Annotated in this window: 15 protein-coding genes; 8 read left to right on the top strand and 7 right to left on the bottom strand. The window is 70.6% G+C overall.

Annotated features, from left to right (window positions below; all coding sequences use genetic code 11):
- The first annotated feature begins 30 nt into the window (after positions 1-30).
- Positions 31-1,554, top strand: coding sequence for a hypothetical protein (locus VG899_15420; protein ID HWA67750.1), 1,524 nt, complete (start codon positions 31-33; stop codon positions 1,552-1,554).
- Here VG899_15420 and VG899_15415 read toward each other — a convergent pair.
- Genes VG899_15415 through VG899_15400 form a run of 4 tightly spaced genes read right to left on the bottom strand, consistent with a single transcriptional unit; the run spans position 1,551 to position 6,551 of the window.
- Positions 1,551-3,044, bottom strand: coding sequence for a hypothetical protein (locus VG899_15415; GenBank protein HWA67749.1), 1,494 nt, complete (start codon positions 3,042-3,044; stop codon positions 1,551-1,553). The genes VG899_15420 and VG899_15415 overlap by 4 nt on opposite strands.
- Positions 3,041-4,507, bottom strand: coding sequence for a leucyl aminopeptidase family protein (locus tag VG899_15410; protein ID HWA67748.1), 1,467 nt, complete (start codon positions 4,505-4,507; stop codon positions 3,041-3,043). The genes VG899_15415 and VG899_15410 overlap by 4 nt, the downstream gene beginning before the upstream one ends.
- The gene (locus tag VG899_15405; protein HWA67747.1) at positions 4,501-5,325 is read right to left on the bottom strand and encodes an alpha/beta hydrolase; all 825 of its coding nucleotides are present in this window, start codon (positions 5,323-5,325) and stop codon (positions 4,501-4,503) included. Before VG899_15405 ends, VG899_15410 begins: the two co-directional genes overlap by 7 nt.
- Positions 5,322-6,551: an alpha-hydroxy acid oxidase gene (locus VG899_15400; GenBank protein HWA67746.1), complete on the bottom strand. Its 1,230-nt coding sequence runs from the start codon at positions 6,549-6,551 to the stop codon at positions 5,322-5,324. The genes VG899_15405 and VG899_15400 overlap by 4 nt, the downstream gene beginning before the upstream one ends.
- 120 nt (positions 6,552-6,671) lie before the next feature.
- Here VG899_15400 and VG899_15395 point away from each other — a divergent pair, with 120 nt between their 5' ends.
- From VG899_15395 to VG899_15365, 7 genes are all read left to right on the top strand, one after another.
- Positions 6,672-8,204, top strand: a complete 1,533-nt coding sequence (locus VG899_15395; protein ID HWA67745.1) for a helix-turn-helix domain-containing protein — start codon at positions 6,672-6,674, stop codon at positions 8,202-8,204.
- Positions 8,205-8,334: 130 nt separating this feature from the next.
- Positions 8,335-8,874, top strand: coding sequence for a hypothetical protein (locus VG899_15390; GenBank protein ID HWA67744.1), 540 nt, complete (start codon positions 8,335-8,337; stop codon positions 8,872-8,874).
- A complete protein-coding gene (locus VG899_15385) occupies positions 8,874-11,114 on the top strand; it encodes an ATP-binding protein (protein ID HWA67743.1) in 2,241 nt (746 codons plus the stop codon). The genes VG899_15390 and VG899_15385 overlap by 1 nt, the downstream gene beginning before the upstream one ends.
- Complete coding sequence (locus tag VG899_15380) at positions 11,111-14,074, top strand: branched-chain amino acid ABC transporter permease/ATP-binding protein (protein HWA67742.1); 2,964 nt, start codon at positions 11,111-11,113, stop codon at positions 14,072-14,074. The genes VG899_15385 and VG899_15380 overlap by 4 nt, the downstream gene beginning before the upstream one ends.
- Positions 14,071-15,051 carry a hypothetical protein gene (locus VG899_15375; protein HWA67741.1) on the top strand — a complete coding sequence of 327 codons (981 nt, stop codon included), beginning with the start codon at positions 14,071-14,073 and terminating at the stop codon, positions 15,049-15,051. The genes VG899_15380 and VG899_15375 overlap by 4 nt, the downstream gene beginning before the upstream one ends.
- A 13-nt stretch (positions 15,052-15,064) precedes the next feature.
- A complete protein-coding gene (locus VG899_15370; GenBank protein ID HWA67740.1) occupies positions 15,065-15,457 on the top strand; it encodes a hypothetical protein in 393 nt (130 codons plus the stop codon).
- Positions 15,454-15,864 carry a hypothetical protein gene (locus VG899_15365; protein HWA67739.1) on the top strand — a complete coding sequence of 137 codons (411 nt, stop codon included), beginning with the start codon at positions 15,454-15,456 and terminating at the stop codon, positions 15,862-15,864. Before VG899_15370 ends, VG899_15365 begins: the two co-directional genes overlap by 4 nt.
- Here the strand turns inward: VG899_15365 and VG899_15360 are convergent.
- From VG899_15360 to VG899_15350, 3 genes are read right to left on the bottom strand one after another with little or no spacing between them, the layout of a single operon-like run.
- On the bottom strand, positions 15,753-17,618 hold the full coding sequence (locus VG899_15360) for a CocE/NonD family hydrolase (GenBank protein ID HWA67738.1): 1,866 nt from the start codon (positions 17,616-17,618) through the stop codon (positions 15,753-15,755). The genes VG899_15365 and VG899_15360 overlap by 112 nt on opposite strands.
- Before the next feature lie 8 nt (positions 17,619-17,626).
- Positions 17,627-19,078 carry an amidohydrolase family protein gene (locus VG899_15355; protein HWA67737.1) on the bottom strand — a complete coding sequence of 484 codons (1,452 nt, stop codon included), beginning with the start codon at positions 19,076-19,078 and terminating at the stop codon, positions 17,627-17,629.
- A complete protein-coding gene (locus tag VG899_15350; GenBank protein HWA67736.1) occupies positions 19,075-20,166 on the bottom strand; it encodes a M20 family metallopeptidase in 1,092 nt (363 codons plus the stop codon). Before VG899_15350 ends, VG899_15355 begins: the two co-directional genes overlap by 4 nt.
- Between the last annotated feature and the right edge of the window lie 105 nt (positions 20,167-20,271).

The raw sequence follows: 20,271 nt of genomic DNA, 5'->3' as shown, positions 1-20,271 counted from the left end.
AGACGCCCGTTCCGGCGGTTTCGTAGCCGGGTGTTGCTGACCCGGTCTGTTGTCGCGCTGGCTGCCGTTGGGGTGCTGTGCGGGTGCGGCAGCACCATCGAGGCGAGCTACCAGAGCCCGGCCGCAGGCGGCAACGCCGCCGCCGCGCCGGCGGCCGGGTCCAGCCCGTTGGTCGGCGGATCGACGCCGAGCAGCGCGGCCGGATCGATGCCGAGCGCTGCTGCCCCCGCCCGCGGCGCTGGTGCGGGCACGCGCGCCGGTGGTGTCGCCGGCGGTACGCCGGGGATCTCGCCGAGCGGTGGCACGGCGGCTGCGCCAGGCGGCCGGGCGACCGGTTCTAGTGCGACGGCAAAGCCTGCCGACACCTCGCCGATCGACATCGGCTTCATCGTCACCAAGGTGTCGAACCTGGGCTCGTTCGGGATCGCCAACTCGGGTCAGACGATCGCCGACGAGGACATCGACAACGCGATGGTCGCCGCGATGAACAAGCGCGGCGGGATCGACGGCCGCAAGATCGTGCCGATCTACGGCGTGACCGACACCGCGGCATCGAACTGGTCGGGGGCCTTCCAGGCGGCGTGCGCGGACTTCACCCAGGACCATCACGTCGCCGCAGTCGTCGGCTACATCTTCGTCTACCTGGAGTCCTTCGAGAGCTGCCTGGCGAAGGCGGGCGTCCCGCACCTCTACGGGGGCTACGCGCCCGGTGACATCGCCGACCAGAGCCAGTTCCCGACGCTGGTGTCCACCACCAACCCGAGCGTGGATCTGCACTACAAGATCGGGATCAGTGGCGCGATCGCCGCGGGCTTGCTCACCCCGAAGACCAAGCTCGGCGTCATGCTCGACACCTGTGCCGATGACAACGTGGGCTTCAGCCACCTCGCCGCGCCGTACCTCACCGCACACCACATCAACTTCGTGACGTTCACTCTCGACTGCGCCCAGGGTTCGGGGGATGACGCAAAGGAGGTCGGGCAGGTCGGCAGCGCCGAGCTGCGCTTCCGGGCCGAAGGGGTCACCACCGTCTTCGCCGAGGGGCCGGCCGCGCTGTTCTTCGCGCTTGCCGCTGAGACCCAGGGTTGGCACCCGCAGTATTTGATGACGTCCGCGGGCGCGGCGTTCGAGGGCAACCTTCCCGCCACGACGCTGTCGCATTTCCACGGCTTCGGCTGGGAGCCATCGGCCGACGTCGATGCGAACCATCAGCCCTACGCCTGGACCCCCGCCGAGAGGCGCTGCTTGGACATGGCGAAGTCGGAGGGGCTGCGCCCGAGCGGCTACAACGACTACATGGGGATCTTCACGTCCTGCGACGGCCTCGAGCTGTACGCGGCTGCGTTGGCTGCGGACGGCGGGCAGACCTCCGCCGGTCCGGTCGTTGCGGCGCTGAAGTCGGTCATCGGCAAGACGCAGCTCGCGTCGGTGTACGGCGGGCGTGGTCGCGAGGCCGCCGACGAGCGCGGCGGGCCATCCGTCTACCGGCAGTGGGGCTGGGCGCCGAAGTGCTCCTGCTTCGAGTACATGGGCCCCACCTATTCCGTCAGCTAGCCGACCGCCGGAAGCGCCCGGTTGCCGCTGGTGTACTGGAAGCAGCCGCAGCTGGTTTCGTAGCTGACGTCGCGATACGCCGAGACGCCGTCCGCCCGCCCGGGTTCGAGTCGGATCGCGAAGGCGTCCGCGGGCGGGAAGCCGAATCGGGCTTGTCGGGCGAGGGTGAGCATGTCGGGCCCGAGCCCGAACCGCTTGCTGGCGGCTTGGAGGAACAACAAGTCGTTGCACAGCGCGGTCTGGAATGTTTTCACGGTGTTGCTCGACGACTGTTGACCGGCCGCCGCCATGATCTTGAAGCAGAGTGTCTCGTTGCCGCTGACCGGGCCTGGCATCTTGCCGGCGCCGATGTCGAGGTATTTGTCCCAGCCGATGCCGGCGGCGCCCGTGAGCTGCGCTTTGGGAGCGGTGGACTCGACCAACGCGCCCGGTCCGAAGATCGACGTCACGGCGTACTCGGGGTGATAGCCCTGGGTCTGAGCCGCCTCCATGAAGAACAGTGGGCTGGTGGCGATCGGGATGATCCGGTTGACGCCCTTGGTGCGGAACTGCAGCACCGATCCGGCCTGGTTGGCGCCACTCGTGCCCTGGCTGACGTACGCCGTCGCGGCAAGCGCCAAGCCGTGCCGAGACAGCGCGGGCGCCAGGTAGTGGCTGGCGAAGTCCTGGCCGTCGGGTGTGTCCCAGGTGAGCGCGCCGACCTTGCTCTTGGAGTTCAGCCACCCTCGACGCCACAGATCGTCGACCAGTGCCACTGTTGCGCGGCCGACCGCGAGCTCTCCGGGAGCGGCGAACGTGTTCTCGTCGGCGTTCGCCGTGCTGTCGGGCACTTCCGCCTGGTCGTCGAGGACGGTCACTCCCGCGTGGACGTAGCAGGCGAGGTCTATGGCGGACAGGTTCGTATAGCTGACGACGAAGCTCACCTTGTCGTCCTGCACCAGGCCGGCACACGCTGCGGCGTACGCCGAGTCGGTGTTGGCGGCGGTGAGCGACACATTGACCGGCTCGGGATAGAGCGCGATGGGTCGCCCGGCAAGGCCGCCGTGGGGGTTGATGTAGTCGGCGATCGCCTTCGCTTGGGCCGAGGGGTCGCCGGTCGACAGGCCGGGGATGCCGAGAGCGGATGCGAGCGCGCTCACGCCACCGACGTACAGGACGCCGACCCGCACCGGGCCGGAGCCGGTCGTGACCGGTGCGGTCGTCGGCGCAGCCTTGGTGGGTGAACCGGTCGCACCAGCGTGCAGTGAGGTGGGAGGCGTAGGCGTCTCGGCGTGTGCGGGCGAGCCGCTGAGACCGGGCACCGCGCCCGTCTGCTGTGGTGGCGTCCGCGCCGGCGGGTGGCCGACCGTGATCGGTGGCGGCGCGGTGGTCACCTCGAGGTTCTCGCCGGCCGGCGTGCCGCCCGGCGCATCGGAAACGTTCAGCGTCGTACCGCACGCGCCGGTGAACGCGACGCAGCTGAGGACTGTGGCGAGGGTGCGCCGTCTCACCACGGCCGGTTCAGCAACTCGACGAGAGTGGCGACGCCGAAGCCGGTTCCGGCGGCGGGTACGTGGTCGTAGGCCTCGCCGTGGTTGTACGCCGGGCCCGCGATGTCGAAATGCGCGAACGGCAGGTCATCGGGAGCGAACCGGCTCAGGAACGCCGCGGCCACCATGGTCTGGCCGTTCTGGGCGTCCCCGAGGTTGTTGAGGTCGGCGATCTTCGACTCGAGGGTCTTCCCGAAGTGGGCACGCATCGGCATGCGCCAGACGTCCTCATGACCGGCTGCGGCGGCGGCGAGGACCCGCTCGGCGAGTGCGTCATCCGCCGACATCAACGCGGCGGTCCTCGCTCCGAGGGCACGCCATGCCGCGCCGGTCAGCGTCGCGATCGTGACGAGCGCAACCGGGCGCTCGTCGGCCGCAAGGCTCATCGCGTCGGCAAGCACCAGCCTGCCTTCGGCGTCTGTGTTCATGACCTCAACCGTCAGCCCGCTGCGCATGCGCAGCACGTCGCCGCCGCGGTAGGCGTTGCCGGACGTGACGTTCTCGCAGAGCGGCAGCCACACCGTCAGGCCGGCTCGGCCCGGGTGCGCGGCGAGGTACAACGCGGCGGCGGCTGCGGCCGCCGCGCCGCCGATGTCCAGCTTCATGGACTCGAGCATCGCGAGCTTGAGGTTGAGCCCGCCCGCGTCGTAGGTGAGTCCCTTGCCCACCACCGCGACCCGCGCGTCACCCGCGCCGGGCGCGTCGAGGCGAACCAGCCGGGGCGGATGCGCCGATGCCCTGCTGACCGCGAGCAGTCCGCCCATGCCCAGGTCACGGATTTCAGCCTCGTCGTAGATGCGGCACTCCGCGCCGACCTGCGCCGCAGCCGTCTGGATGATCTCGGCGACGCGCTCCGGAGTCTTGTCGGCCGGTGCGAGGGTCACCAGGTCGCGGGCGAAGCAGACCGCCGCAGCCAGGTCGGCGATGCGTTCGGAGTCTGGCGCGCCGTCGGCGACGAGCGCCACGTCGCGGGTCGCCCCATCGGCGAGGGCCGGCCGGTACTCCGTGAAGCGGTACGTCGCGAGAGCGGCGCGCAGCAGCCCCGCCGCTGCGTCCACGTCGACGTCGACGACGAGGCGCTCGGCACCGCTGCTGGCGCGTACCCCGCTGCCGATCGCGCCGAGGAGCTCCTCCTCGCTCGGCTGGGCCGAGACGCCGACGACGGTCGCGCCGCTCGGCCCATCGGATGCCGACAACGGGATCCGGGCGAGCTGACCCGGCTTGCCCGCGAACCCGACCGCACCGAGCGAGCCGGCGATCTGCTCGCGCAGCTGGGCAGTTGCCGCCCGCGTCGGCAGCAGGGCCGGGCCGTCATCGCTCGTGGTTGCGAGTAGGACGAGGGCGTCGACGCCGGCCAACGGCTCGCCGCTGGCGACGAAGCGGGAGCGCGCGCGATGACTGGCGCCGGTCGAGATGCTCAACATGACTCCAACAGCTCGCGGGTGCGGGTGACGACGAGGTCGGGCTTCTGCAGGTGGAGGCTGTGCTGGGTCTTCGGCCAGATCTCGAGCCGTGCGCCGAGCATCGCGGCGAGCTCGGTGTGAGCGATTCGGGCCTTGTTGGTCGGCTTGCGGTCCGCGCTGACCAGGAGCGCCGGCACCCGGGTCGGCGACACCTCCCGTGCGCAGAACGCGTCGGCGTCCTCGATGAGCAACCGGACCGAGGCTGCGGTGTCCTCGAGCCACGAGCCGGAGAAGGTGCGGTCGAAGGACTGACGCGCGCTCGGACGGAGCCGGCGGGGCCGACCGCTGCGCTTGAGCAGCGCCTCGAATCCGCCGCCGACGAGCGGCAGCCGGCACAACCGCGCCAGCGCGGCCGCACCCTTCGATGCCCGCGTGCACAGCGGCCGGTCGTTGAGGGGCGTCGGGTCGAGCAGCAGGACGCCCGCGACCCGCTCCGGGTGATCGAGCAGCACCTGCGCTGCCAGCGCCCCGCCGAGGCTGTGGCCGACCAGCAGGGCGCGCTCGATCCCGAGCCCGTCGAGCAGCGTGGCGGTGTCATCGCTCCAGCTGCGGACCGAGATCGGTTCGGCAGTTCGCGACGTCCCCGTGCCGAGCCGGTCGTGGACGATGACCGTCTGGCCGGCGAGTCCCTCGACCAGGTCGGGGAAGTACCCGGAGCACGCGACGGCGCCGCCTGGCATCAGGACGACCGGTACGCCAGAAGTGCCGTAGATGCTCACGTCGACGTCGACGTCACGAATCCGGACGACCTCTCGGCGTACGTCGGGGGATGTGGTCATCGGAGCACCTCTGGCTGGAAGGAGACGCAGTCGGCGTCGAGTGCGGATACGTCGGAGACACCGAGCAGCTGGAGGGTGCGGACCAGCTCGGCACGCAAGATCGTCAGTGCGCGATCGACGCCCGCTTCGCCGGCCGCGGTCAGCCCGTACAGATAGGCGCGGCCGATGAGGACGGCCTCCGCGCCGAGCGCGACCGCCGCCGCGACGTCGGCGCCACTGCGCACCCCACCGTCGAGCAGGACCGCCAGCCGGTCGCCGACCTCGTCTCGAATCTGCGGCAGCAGCGTGAGCGGGCACGGCGACCGGTCGAGCTGGCGACCCCCGTGGTTGGAGATGACGAGCCCGTCGACACCGACGCCGGCCAGGTCCTTCGCGTCACGGACGTCCTGCACCCCTTTGACGACGATGCGACCCGGCCACACCTCACGGATCCATTCGAGGTCGGCCATCGTGACGCTCGGGTCGAACATCTTGCCGATGAGACCGGCCAGGTCGCCGGGTGCACCGTCGACGGTCGCGAACCGCAGCGGCTCGCCGGTCAGGAAATCGAACCACCAAGCGGGATGGCGGACCGCCTGGATTGCGCTGGGCCACCGCACGGTCGGCGGGATCGTCATGCCGTGACGTACGTCGCGCAGCCGACCGCCCGCAACGGGTACGTCGACCGTGAGGACCAGCACGTCCATCCCGGCGTCGCGGGCCCGGGCGAGCTGCTCACCGCTGCGAGCGCGGTCGCGAACGACGTAGAGCTGGTACCAGTTCCATCCCTGTGGCGCGGCCGCGGCGACGTCGGCGGCACTGGTCGTGCCCATGGTCGACAGCGTGTACGGGACGCCGGCGCGAGCCGCGGCTGCCGCGACCGCGGGTTCGCCCTCCTGGTGCATCATCCGGGTGAAGCCGGTCGGCCCGAGCACCAGCGGCATCGCGACGGTGCGCCCGAACAGCTCGGTGGTCGTGACGACCTCCGAGACGTCGCGCAGCACGCGGGGCCGGAACCGCACCTGGTCGAACACCGCGATCGACTCTCGCATCGACCGCTCGTCCTCGGCCGCCCCGTCCACGTAGTCGAACACCATCCGGGGCGCCCGGCGCTGCGCCAGCAGGCGCAAGTCCGAGATGTCGGCGGCGCGGGCGAGCCGTGCCTGGTTGGTCGGCAGCGTCGGGCGTCCCGGCACCAGCTCGCGCAGCTCGGCGGGACGGGGTATGCGGCGCGTTCGCTTGGCCACCGCGCCAACGTAGAGGTGCGCAAACGGTCCCGTAACCGCCCGCGCCGCCAGACTGAGCCGGTCCTCGTTGTAGCAGGCGACAATGGACGCCACCCCAGCTGAGAACCCAGGAGGCACGGCGTGCTGACGGTTGCCGAGGTCGCCGACCGGCTCGGGCCGGCTCTGGTGCTCGGCCGGTCGGGCCGGCTGTCCGCCGCGGTCGGGGACGTCGTCGTGACCGACCCCGCCTTTCCCGTGGCGCCGCCCCGCGGTGCCCTGGTGGTCGCGCCCGGCTTCCGGTACGACGACGGCGCGGCTGCCGAGCTGCTCGTCGCGGCAACGGCGGCCGGTACGACGGGGGTGGTCTTCAAGGGCGCCGCCTGCGATCCGCGACCGGAGGACGCAGTGGCGGTCCTGATGGTCGAACCGACCGCCGACTGGGCGCATCTCGTGGCGCTGCTACGAACCCTCACGTCGGTCGGCGGCGGCGCCCTCGGCCAGGAGGACTCACTGTTCGGGCTGGCCGACGCCATCGCCTCGCTGTGTGGCGGATCGGTGGTGTTGCACGATCCGGCTTGGCAGCTGCTCGCCTACTCCGGGGGCCGGCCGATGGACGAGGTGCGCAGCGAGACGATCCTCGGTCGGCGGGCCCCGGCGCAGGCGCTGGACCAGCTGCGGGCGGCGGGCATCCTGGACCAGCTGCAACGCGGCGAGGTCGCTGCGATCCCTGACGGCCGGATCGCGGGGATGCGGCGGCGCTACGCGGTCGCCGCGCGCGCCGGCGCCGAGCTGCTCGCGACCATCTGGCTCCAACCGGAGGATGAGCTGCCGGCTTCGGAGATCGAGCAGCGGCTTCGCCGAGCGGCCGACGTGGCGGCGATCTCGCTGCTTCGCCACGCCGCAGCGGGGCCCGGCGGGGTCGGGGCGGACGATGCGGCTTTCGACGCGCTGCTCGGCGGGGCGCGGACCGAACGGATTGTCGCCGAGCGGTTGTCGGTGGCGATCGACAACGGCTTCGTGCTGGCGGGGCTGCGCCCGATCGCCACCGACGAACGTGATCGCGCTGCGACGGCGCGCCGGCTGATGTCACTGGCGCGGGGCTACTGCGACGCCTATCGGGTGCAGGCCCGCGTGGCGGTCGGCGCCGACACGGCGTACCTGCTGTTCGCCTGCGCCGAGCCCGCACAGCGGCAGAGCGCGCTGCGGATCGTGTCCGACATGCACACCCGGCTGCAGTCGGCCGCCCCGCACCGAGCGATGTTGAGCAGCACCTACCGGGCCCTCACCGAAACCCCTCAGGTCCGCGAGTCGGTCGACTCGCTGCTCGCCCTCGCCGAGCGACGCGGGTGGAGCGGGTTGACCGACAGCGAGCACGTGCAGGCGAGCTACCGCCTGGAGCAGTTCCGCGAGGTCGCGCTGGCCCATCCGGCCCTGCTCGCCGGACCGGTGATCACCCTGGCCGACCACGACCGCGCCCAGGGCAGCGAGCTGGTGGCGACGCTGCGGGCGTACTTCGCGAACGTCGGCGACATGAAGGCCGCCGGTGCCCAGCTCGGGCTCCACGTCAACACGGTCCGTTACCGGATCGCGAAGGCTCAGGAGATCGGCGGCTTCAGCCTGGAGGACCCCGACGAGCGGCTGCTGGCAGAGCTGCAGGTCCGGCTGCTGGCGTGACGAAGGTTCCGGTGTGTGGGCCGCCAGCACAGTGAATCGGTCACCACTTGGTACGGCGGCACGACGACGTTCCCGGTCGGCAGCGGCCACCATGAGGGTTTCCACCCGTCGAACGAGCCAGGAGGCGCCGGTGCGCCCCGCGCGCGCGAGCCGGCGGCTTGCCGCTGCCGCGGTAGCCGCCGTCCTCGGGCTGTCCGGGTGCGGGCTCACCCACATCCACGATCTGAACTTCCGGGTGGACAAACGGCTGCACTTCGTCAGTCCCAAGAGCCGCTCGACCGTGACGCAGCCGGTGACGGTGTCGTGGACGATGTCGGACTTCCAGATCGCGGCCGAGGATAGTCAGCCGCCGAGCCGCGACGCCGGCTATTTCGCGATCTTCGTCGACCAGGCGCCGATCAAGCCGGGCGCGACGATGAAGAGCGTCGCGGACGGGGATGCGGCGTGTCAGAGCGATCCGAAATGCCCGAACCGGGCTTATCTGAGCGAGCATGACGTCTTCACGACGACGAAAACCTCGATCCGGCTCCCGCAGATCCCCGATCTCACGAACAGCAAGCAGACGCTGCAGGTCCACACGATCACGATCGTGCTGATGGACACGTCGGGTCACCGCATCGGCGAAAGTGCATGGGAGCTCGACGTGCGCATCCACAAGGCGAGCTACTGATGGCTCGCCGCAGCAGCCCAGTGAGCGCCCCCTCGCTCGAGGCGGCGGCGCCGGCGCCGGCAGAGGCGCTGTCGGACATCGAGCAGACCCGGGCGTCGCTGCACGACGTCGCCCGCAGCCAGCTCGGCGTCATCGGCGACGCGAACACCGAGTCCTTCCGCCGGATCCTGCGGACCCACGGGCTGTCGTACTACCCGGTCATCGCGCTCGGCCTGCTCTACATCTCGGACAACTTCCAGGCGTTCGCCTTCACCGTCCTCACGCCTGAGATCAGCCGCACCCTCGGCATCTCGATCGGTGCCATCGGCGCGGCGATCGGGCTGCGTGCGCTCGCGGTCGCTGTCGCCCCGCTGCCGATCGCCGCGCTCACCCAAGGCCGGGCTCGCCGAGCGCTGCTCTGCATCGTGACGGGGTTCCTGTGGAGCGTCCTGACCCTGTTCACCGGCTTCGTGACGTCGCTGCTAGGCCTGATCGGCATCCTGGTGTGCGACGGACTGAGCACCGGCAGCGCGCAGTCGCTGCACTATCCGCTCGTCGTCGACAGCTACCCGCCGGCTGCGCGGGTGCGGGCGGTGTCGACCTACCAGGCCTTCGGCACCTTCGGCAACGTCCTCGCCCCGGCGCTCGTGGGCCTGCTCGCAGGCATCGCCGGGTTCACCTGGCGGGGGGTCTTCCTGCTGCTCGGCGTGACCTCGATCGCGATGACGCTGGTGTCCCTCGGGCTGCGTGACCCCGGGTTCGGCAAGTGGGACACCGAGCAGCTGCGGGCGCGCGTGCGGGAGGCGCACGGTGCGACCCGTCCGATTGCCGAGCTGGAGGAGTCCGATGTCGCGCTCGGATTCTGGGAGATCTGCCGGCGAGTGCTGCTGGTGCCCACGAACCGGCGCATCTGCGCCGGCTTCGCCGTACTCGGCATCCTCATCGTGCCGTTGCTGACGTTCATCTCCTTCTTCCTCGACCAGAAGTGGAACCTCGGTCCCGGAAAGCGCGGACTGTTCTTCGCGTATTACGCCGCCGCCGGCGTGGTGGCGCTGCTGGCCTACGGCAGGTTGGGGGAGAAGCAGTTCCGGGCCGACCCGCCGCGGTTGCTGCGGGTCGGCGGTTACCTGCTCGGCCTGGGCGTGATCTTCATCGCGCTCGGCGGCGTGATGCCGTGGTTCTGGCCGATGGTCGTGTGCTTCGGCATCTCCGGCGGCTGCATCGCCGTACTGACCCCTGCGCTCGGGGTGTCGCTGCTGTCGATCGTCCCCGCCAACATGCGAGCGCACGCGCAGTCCCTGGCCAGCATCTTCGCCGCCATCGGCGGCACGGTCGGCGCGCTCCTGCTGTCGGGCATCCAGACCCAGTACGGCGTCGCCGGAACGATGGTGTCGATCGCGATTCCCGGTGTGCTCGCCGCTTATGTCATCGGGACCGCCGGATCGCTGATCCAGACCGACATGGACCAGATGATCGACGCGGTCCTCGAAGACGAGGAGATCCGCCGGCTCAAGGCCAGCGGCGCCCACCTGCCGATGCTGTCGGTGCGCGGAGTCGACTTCGCCTACCGTCAGCTCCAGGTGCTCTTCGATGTCGACTTCACCGTCGATGACGGCGAGATGGTCGCGTTGCTCGGAGTGAACGGCGCAGGCAAGTCGACTCTGCTGAAGGTGATCTCCGGGATCGGTCTGCCCAGTCGCGGCAGTGTGCGCTACCGCGGGCAGGAGATCACCTACCTCGACGCCGAGCGACGGCTCCGGCTGGGCATCACGCAGATCCCCGGTGGCCGCGCGGTGTTCGGACCGATGACGATCGTGGAGAACCTGCGCACGTACGGGTTCACGTTGGGTCGCGACCGGGCTGCCGTGGACCGCGCGATCGAGGCGTCGTTCGAGGCGTTCCCTCGGCTGTACGAACGCCGTAACTCGCTGGCCGCCACCCTTTCGGGTGGTGAGCAGCAGATGCTCGGACTGTCGAAAGCCCTGATGATCCGTCCGCGGTTGTTGCTGATCGACGAGTTGTCGCTCGGGCTGGCGCCGGTCATCGTGGGGCAGCTGCTTGACATGGTGCGGCGGATCAACGACGACGGCACCGCGGTCGTCCTGGTCGAGCAGTCGGTCAACATCGCGCTCAACCTCGTCGAGCACGCCTATTTCATGGAGAAGGGCGAGATGCGCTTCGACGGGCGCGCCGAGGATCTGCTGGCCAGGGACGACCTGTTGCGTGCGGTCTTCCTGCAGGGCGCCGGAGCGGCATCGTGAGCGCGAGCGTCCCCGCCTTCGACGGCGCTCCCGGCCGGCGCATCCCGATGCCGACGCGCAGGGGATCGCTCGCCTTCGCGGCCTTCGTCCTCGCCGTCGTCGTGGCGAAGGTGGGCAGCGCGTTGCTCGCCCGCCACGGTGTGATTCACGCGTCGACGCCGTTCCCGGTGATCGTGCTCGGGACCATCACGGGCCTCACCTACGGCTTGCTGGGCGTGGGCCTGGTCCTGATCTACCGGACGAACCGGATCATCAACTTCGCTCACGGTCAGGTCGGCGCTTTCGGGTCCGCCTTCTTCGGCGTCGCAGCGGTCAAGTGGCACATCCCGTACTGGGTGGCCTTCCCCATGGCCTTGATCGTCGCGGCGCTCACCGGCGCCACAGCCGAGACCGGGGTCGTGCGCCGGCTTCGTGACGCGCCGCGGCTGATGAGCGTCGTCGCGACGCTCGGCGTCGGGCAGTTCCTCGTCGTCTTCGCGCTGGTCATCAACTCGACGGCGTCGGCCGGTTCGCTGTATCCGCAGCCGTCGTTCCTGCCGGCGTTCAACATCGGCGCGTTGCGCGTCACGCAGGCGTATTCGGGCATGTTGATCATCTGCCCGGTCGTGGTGCTGGCGCTTGCGGTGTTCCTCAAGCGCAGCCGTTTCGGCCTGGCGCTGCGGGCGGCCGCGGCGAACCCGGAAGCGGCCCGAATGTCGGGTGTCTTCGCCGCGCGGATGTCGACGCTCGCTTGGGCGATCGCCGGCGCGCTGAGCGCGCTGACCGCGATCCTCACCGCGCCAACCCAAGGCTTCACCAGCGGGGACAGCTTCGGGCCGGAGCTGCTGCTGCGGGCGATGACGGCGGCGGTCGTCGGCCGGATGCAGAACCTGCCGATGGCGCTCGCCGGCGGGGTCGGGCTCGGCATCCTCGAGCAGATCCTGCTGTGGAACTACCCGCAGTCAGGCCTGGTCGAGATCACCCTGTTCGTGATCATCCTGCTCGCGCTGCTCTTCCAGCGGCAGCGGGGCGGCCGCGACGAGGAGAAGGGCAGCTGGGCGGCGGTCCAGGGGCTGCGCCCGATCCCGCATCGGCTGCAGCAGCTGCCGATGGTTCGCGCGCTCGCGCCGACCGTCGCGGTGGTGGTGGTCGCGGTGCTGGCGTTGCTGCCGCTGATGGTCGACAACAGCGTCTCGGTCGACTTCACCCAGATCCTCTGTTTCGCGATCGTCGGCCTGTCGATCTGCGTGCTCACCGGCTTGGCGGGGCAGCTGACGCTCGGGCAGTTCGCAGTGGCGGCCATCGGCGCCGTCGTGTCGTACAAGGTGTCGGGCCGGATCGGGGACTTCCCGCTCGCGTTGCTCTACGCCGGGCTGGCGGCGGGCTTGGTCTCGGTGATCATCGGCCTGCCGTCGCTTCGGATCCGCGGGCTGATGCTGACCCTGACCACCCTCGGTTTCGCCCTCGCCACGCCGGCCTGGCTGCTTCCGCAGTCGTGGATGCTCGGTGACGGCCGGGATCCCGGTGCTCCGGTCGTCTTCGGCCACGCCCTGGACACCGGTCACTCCTACTACTACTTCGCGTTGACGCTGTTCGTGCTCTCGATCGTGGTGGTGCGCAACATCCGCCGTAGCGGGTTCGGGCGGTTGCTCGTCGCGATCCGAGACAACGAGGACAACGCCCGCGCGTTCACGATCAAGGCGAGTGCGGTCAAGATGCAGGGCTATTTGATCGCAGGCTTCATCGCGGGCATCGGGGGCGCGGCGTACGGTCATTCGTTGTCCTCGATCGGTGCCACGACCTTCCCGACCGACGCCAGCGTCAACGTCGTCGTCATGACCGTCCTCGGCGGGGTGTTCACCCTGTCCGGCCCCTTGCTCGGCGCGCTGTGGATCATCGGCCTGCCCTTGCTGAACATCGGCAACATCGCGCTGGCCGCGACGAACCTCGGCGTCCTCGGCGTGATCCTGTGGAAGCCGGGTGGGCTCATTCAGCTGGTCGAGCCGCTACGAGACCGGATCGTGAAGATGATCGCGCGTTGGCACGGCATCGACCCGGAGCCGCTGTACGCCGGTGAGGACACGACGGCGGGTCCCACCGCGTCCACGATCTCGCAGCTGCGTGCCCGCGACCGAGCCGCGGTTCCGGTGCAGCGCCGCCCGACGAGCGGGACGACGCTGCTGGAAGCGCGTCACCTCCGCAAGAGCTTCGGCGGGGTGCACGCGGTCCGCGACGTCTCGATCGTCGTGCGCGCCGGTGAGACGGTCGGGCTGATCGGGCCCAACGGTGCGGGCAAGACCACGACGTTCGAGCTGCTCGGCGGCTTCACCCGACCTGACGCCGGCCAGGTGCGGTTCGACCGTCGTGACGTCTCCCATCTGGGCCCGGAGGAGCGGGCGAAGCTGGGCCTGATCCGGTCGTTCCAGGACGCTGCGCTGTTCCCGACGATGACGGTCAAGGAGACCGTCATGCTGGCCTTCGAGCGGGTCCAGCCGACGCGGTTCCTGACCTCGACGGCAGGCGTCGCCCTGGGCGAGCGGAGCAAGGAACGCCGCGCCCGTGCACTGGTCGCGGCCATGGGGCTGGAGCGTTACCGGGACAAGCAGATCCAGGAGCTCTCGACCGGGACCCGGCGAATCACCGAGATCGCCTGCCTGGTCGCGCTCGAGCCGGTCTGCCTGCTCCTCGACGAGCCGTCCTCCGGGATCGCGCAGCGCGAAACCGAGGCACTGGGCGCGCTGCTGGTGGATCTGAAACGCCAGCTCGACCTGACGCTGGTCGTGATCGAGCACGACATCCCGCTCATCATGGGGATCTCGGACCGCATCGTCGCGATGGCCGACGGCGTCGTCATCGCCGACGGGCCGCCCGAACAGGTTCGTAACGAGCCTGCCGTCGTCGACGCCTACCTCGGTGGCAGCGTCACGGCGATCGAGCGATCCGGCGGCACCGCGGCAAGTGACAACCGGGCGGCCCGATGAGCCGGCGCCGCGCGACCCTGCTCGCGCTCGGGGCGACGATGTCGGTGTCCTGGTTGCTCGTCGGCGCTGCCGCGTCGGCTTTTCCGGTCACCGACACGGGGCAGCCGGCGTCGAAGACCGTCATGGTCGCAGACTCGGCCGAAGGGTGGTACGCACCCTCGATCATCAACCTGTGCGCCCTGCCCGTCGGCTGTCCGCCGGCGCTGCCGCTGTCGCTGTACCCGGCCAACACCCTTCACGTCGGCGTCCTGCTTGGCCAACAGACCGCGCAGACCTACCTCGAACCCGACCTCGGATCGCTGCCGGCGGGTGCCGACGTACGCCGGGCAACGATGACGCTGCCGCTGGCTTCGGGTGCCACCGCGGGCAACGAGTCACCCGCGTCGGCGACGGCGGAGGCCTGCCTGGTCACGTCGGCGTTCGCCGATGGCGCCGCGGGAACGCCCGCGACGTTGCCGGCCGTCAACTGCGCCAACGCCGCGAAGCTGCACTACGACGCTGCGAAGAACGACTTCACCGTGGATCTCACGCCGTTCGTCGCCGCCTGGGCCAAGGGGGAGCCGGAGGACGGCATCGCCATTCTGGCCGGGCCGGGCAAGATCGCGCTCACCGCCGCCTGGTCGGTGGCCTTCGACGGCCGCAAGCTCGCGGGCGCGCCGCACATCTCGACGTCGATCGAGTTCGCGCCGGGGCCCGACGAATCAGGGCCTGCCGGCTCGCCCTCAGCGTCGCCGTCGCCCACCGCGACGGCCGCGGCGCCGCCACAGCTGACGTTGCCACCTGGGGACTCGACGGTGCCGGTGCAGCCTGCCGCTCCGGACATCGCAGCGCCTGCGACCACGGCGACGACGCCAGTGGCGTTCTCGCGCGGGTTCAAGTACCCGATGGCGTTTCTCTTCCCGATCGCACTGCTCGCGGTCGCGGTGTTCCTGACAAGGTTGTTCACGAGTGACGCGACTCCGATGAGACACGGATGACGAAGGAGATGGGATGAGCACGGTCACGCCGTCACCCGAGGTGCGGGAAACCGCCGGCCTGCCCGGTCCTGAGTCGGTCGGCGCGATCGACTTCGCGGCGCGGCCCGCCCGGCTCAGAGGCCTCAGCGACCCCGCCTCACTGCTGCCCACCTACTTGGGCGTGGTGCTCACGCTCGCCGGCTTCGCCCTGCTCGGCATCGCCTGGTCCAAGATCGCCGGGCTGGCCGACGTGTGGCGGCAGATGCCGTATCTCGTCTCGGCCGCGCTGCCCGGGCTCGGCCTGGTCATGACCGGCCTCGTGGTCATCAACGTCAGCTCCAGACGGCAAGACGGTGCGGCGCGCGCCCGGCAGATGGAGACGATCGCCGAAGCGCTGCACGACCTACAGCGGTCTATCGACCGGTGACCGACCAGGATCCCCCCGACGGGCTGGCCGCGCTCGACGCGCGAACGGTCAGCATCGTCCTGCCCGGCTGGCTGGTGCCGTTCCGTGACCGTGGGGTACGCGCGATCGCGCTTCTGGTGGGGCTGGCGGTCGTCGCGGGCGTGATGTTCGGGCTGGCGTGGCGTGGCACCGCGCGTACCTATTACGTGCCGCTGCAAATGCCGTGGCTGGTCTCCGGTGGGCTGATGGCGATCGGTCTGCTCGGTCTGGCGCTCGGCGCGTGGAGCATCCACCTCTCGCGCCGCCAGGACGCCGCCTATCGCGCGGCGGTCGACGAGTTCGTGCGTGAGGCGGCGGAGCTGGCCGAGGACCTGCGGACCGGCCGGAAGTCCTTCCCGTCGCGTCCCAAGCGCCGCACGCGCCGCTGAGCCACCAGAGCTCCGGTCACAAGCCCGCGCGCGGTGCCGCCCACCGTCGGGAGCAACAGGTCTGACGCGTCGAGGCCGCCCACCCGGACCGAGTCGACGCCCGCCGGGGAGGGCAGCTGCTCCGCGGGTGCGCCGAGGATGTAGACCCGGATGCGGTCGCCGGCCGCGAAGTGGTTGCCGATCGGCAACAGCTCGACCTGATAGCGACGCATCGCGCCGGGAGCGGCAGGGTCGCGGACCGCGAACCGGTTGTACGGGTCGACGATCTGCCCGTGCCGGTCGGTCAACGAACGCGCGACGTCGACCGACGGGTACGCCGTCCGCAATGCGCCGGTACCCACCGGGAACGCCTGACCGTCCGGTCGGACGTCGGCAAGGACCACGTAGAGATCGGTGACCGGTGCGAGTGAGGACAGCCAGATGTCGGCCGCTGCCGGCCCCACCGCAGTGACGGCGTGCCGCAACGGCGGCGTCGTGTAGGTCAGTGAGGTGGGCGCTGACAGGCTCAGGTCGGTGATCGCCGGAACGACCTGGGCGGCCTGGTCCAGCCCTGCGCCCGCAATGACGCCGATCGTGTGCACCGAGGTCTCGGTCGGCTCGGACGGCAGGTACGGGTAGGACTGCACCGTCGAGCCGGTAGGGCGGCCGAGGGTCAGCGAGCCGTCGTTGATCGAGCCGACGCTGTGGCTGCGCGCCGGCGAGAGATACAGCGGCGTCCATCGCGTGCCGGGCAACGGCCAGCGCGATCCGGTCAGATGGGTCACGTGGTCGGCGAGGAACTGTTCGCGGCTGCCGTCGGAGGCGTACAGGCTCACCTTCGGGCGGTTTGCAGTGCTCAGCGGCAAGCCGCGCAGGTAGTGGTCGAACCAGTTGCGGAACTGCGGAAACGGTCCGGGCGTCCCCGCGGGATGGCCGTCGTGCGCGCCGTCGACGAGCAGGTGGGTGCCGTACTTCTCGGTCTGGCGAAACGCGAGGAACGGCCCGCGTGGCTCGACGTCGTAGAAGCTGGTATCCGCGAGGATCGGGATCCGGTCGCGGTCCCCGCGGAACGTGCGCTGCCGCCAGAACCCGTCCTCCGTCGGGTTGCCGAGCACGTCGAGCGCGGCTGCCGGATAGGCGGCGAGCGTCTGCGGGATGGTCTGGGGCGCGGTCTCGAGGCGCTTGGTGCCGGACAGCAAGGTGGTCCCGCCGATTGCGGCCTCGACGAAGGCGCCGGCGCCGAGGTTCGGGATGCCGCCGATGTCGAGCAGGTCGCGGTACAGGTCGACACTGCCGGCCATCAGGGAGAACGCCTTCACGCACGGCATCGGCAGGTGCATCGAGTTGTAGGCGACGATCGCGCTCGCCGAGAACCCGTACACGCCGAGCCGCCCGTTGCTCCACGGCTGGCGGCACGCCCAGCCGAGGAACGACGAGAGATCTCGCTGGTCATTCGGCCCGGTGGTGTCGAGCGCCCCCGCCGACAGGCCGGTCCCGCGCCATTGCAGCTCGACGACGTTGTACGCCGGACCGAGCCAGCTCAGCGTGTTCACCGGGCTCGAGTAGGGCCCGTCCTCGACGATGACGGGCCGCGGCTTCAGCTCGCCGTACCAGCCGACGGCGGCGTGCAGCACCGTCCCGTCGAAGGACCGGAAGCTGATGGCCTCGGAGGCGAACTTCGGGGCGGCGGCATCTGCCGGCGCGGTCGCCATCGCGCCAGTCGCGGTGAGGGCAGCCACCAACGTGCCGACGGTGATCCGCCGAAGGGTGCGCATGAGATCTCCTAGTTGCGAACGGGACGACCGGGTCGGGCGTCCGGCACGAGCTCGCCGTCGCGGATGACGGGCTCACCGTTGACGAGCAGGTGGCGTACGCCTGAAGCCGTGGCCGTCGAGTCGTGGAAAGTTGCCTGGTCGGTGACGACCGTCGGGTCCAGTACGACGACGTCGGCGTCGGCCCCCACCCCGAGGTGGCCCTTGCGGGTCATCGCCGGGCAGTACTCCAGCACCCGGGCCGGCAGGGCGGCGCAGCGCCGGAAGGCTTCGCGCCAGGTCCACTCGCCGCCGCCGACCATCAGCCGAATCGTCTTGGTGAAGGTGCCGGCCGTCCTTGGATGCGTCGAACCGCCGGGCGGCAGGGGCCAGTCCTCGCTCTCCCAGCGCCCGTCCGGCCACAGCACCGGCATCGCGTCGCTGGCAATGATCGCGTCGGGAAAGCTGAGCGACCGTCGCAGAAGCAGCCGGTCGGCCTCGACGTGCTCGTCGAGGAACTCGACGAGCACGGTCGTGCCGGGGTCGTTCGCCCGCAGCTCACGCAGCCGAGCCTCGGTCGCGATCCGCTCGCCGGTCGCGACCACGACCAGTGACTGCGGGACCAGACCCCAAGCGGCCAGTCGCTGCGGCGCGAGGAAGAACGCGCCGATGCCGGTGCTGCCTGCGCCGTACGGGTAAGCCTCGACGGTCACTCGCGCGCCGGCTTGCTGCGAGTCGGCGATCGTCGCGAGCACCCGGTCGATGTGACGCCGTGACGTCGAGTTGACGTGGCAGTGGTGCATGCGTGCGCCGGTCTCGGCCGCGACAGTGGTCAGTTCGGTCGACCCGTCCGCCGGCGTGGTCGGGTCGGCCTCGACGAGCTCACGGACGTGGGTGTACGTCGCGACGTTCGAGCGTTCGGCGAGTCGGCCGACCGCCACGAGCTCGGCCGGATCGGAGCGGGGCGCGTACCCCATCAGCACACCGATGCCGAGCCCGCCGTCGGCAAGCTCGCGTTCGAGCAGGTCGAGCCATGAGGCGAGCTCCGGCGGGGTCGATGACCGCTGCCAGCGCGGGTCGCCCAGCACATCGAGCGCCTTGTGGAAGTCGGCGTCCTGCTCGACCCCGGCGAGCACGCGCGAGCGAGCGCCACCCCAGCTCGCGGCGAACCCGTAGTTGAGCGGCCGCCCCGCTCGAGCAGCGTCGGCGTAGGCCTTCGCGACAGGGAACAGGCCCGCCTCCAGGTCGAGCGCGGTGGTCACCCCGTCGAAGGCCTGCAGGCGGTGCCCGGCCACCGAGTGGGTGTGGCTGTGCAGGTCGACGAAGCCCGGGCCGACGATCAGCCCGCTGACGTCGATCGCAGAGTCACCGGTCAGGTCGGGGCCGGTTGCGACGACCTTCCCGCCATCGATCGCAACGTCGGCGAGCTCGTCGATCCCGTTGGCCGGGTCGACGAGCCGCCCGCCCCGCAACACCGTCGTCACCGCCCGTCGCCCCCGCGAACGTCGTCGACGAGCGCCGCCAGCAGCGCGGCTCGAGGCTCGATCGCGGAGACAACGACGTGCTCGCCTTCGGCGTGCGCTCCGTCGCCGACCGCCCCCAGCCCGTCCAGCGTCGGTACGCCGATGCCCGCGGTGAAGTTGCCGTCCGAGCCGCCGCCGACCGCCTTGCCGGTTATCGCCGGGTCGATGCGCCGGAGCCGGGTGAACAGCGACGCTGACGCGTCCGGGTGCAGCGGCGGCCGGTTGACGCCTCCGGTCAGTTCGAGGCTCACGCCGGGAACTCGCTTCGAGCAGTCGGCCAGCACCTCGCGCAGCGACCGGTCGACACGGTCCAGCTCGGCCTCCTCGACCGCGCGCACGTCGATCGCGAACCGCCCTTCGGCCGGCACGGTGTTGCTCGTCGTCCCGGCTTCCAGCCGCGTCGGCGTCACGGTCGTGCCGCGCTGCGGGTCACCGAGGTCGGTCACCGCGACCAGCGCGTGCGCCAGGCCGAGGCCGGCGTTGGCGCCCTTCTCCGGCTCGAGCCCGGCATGCGCCGCCCGGCCGGTCGCGGTCACCTCATAGAGCGCGATGCCTTTGCGGGCAGTCTTGACCGCGCCGTCGACGGACGGTTCGCAGACCAGCGCCGCCCGCAGTCCGCGAGCGCTGTCCTTGACGAGCTCGGCCGACGTCGGCGAGCCGAGCTCCTCATCCGTGGTCACCAGCAGCCGGATCCCGTCGAGCCGGCTCAGCCGCGAGAGCGCGAGCACCGCCTGGATCAGCCCGCACTTCATGTCGAACACGCCGGGCCCACTCGCCCGATCTCCGTCGACGGCGAAGGGCCACCGGTCGATCGTCCCGGCCGGCCACACCGTGTCGACATGGCCGACGACCAACAGCACCGGCTCGCCCCACGTCCAGCAAAGGTGGGTACGCCCGCTCACCTCGATGCGGTCGGGTGATTGCGGGTCGAGGTGACGGCGTACGACGTCCGCGAACGCCTCTACGGCTTGCCGTGTCGCGTCGCTGTCCCCGGATGGCGACTCGACGGTCACGAGCTCCGCGAGTGAGTCGAGCACCCAGCCGTCCATCGGGTCAGTTTGGCGCTCCGCAGGCAGCGGCGGTTTGTCCGGACGGGCCAAACGAACCCGCCGAGTTCTGTTCCGCCGCACGGCGCGTGAGCGGGACGCAGACGA

Source organism: Mycobacteriales bacterium (assembly GCA_035550055.1).
Lineage (GTDB): Bacteria > Actinomycetota > Actinomycetes > JAFAQI01 > JAFAQI01 > DASZTV01.
Note: the sequence above shows the minus strand (reverse complement) of the source record. Positions and strands in the feature narration are given on the sequence as shown.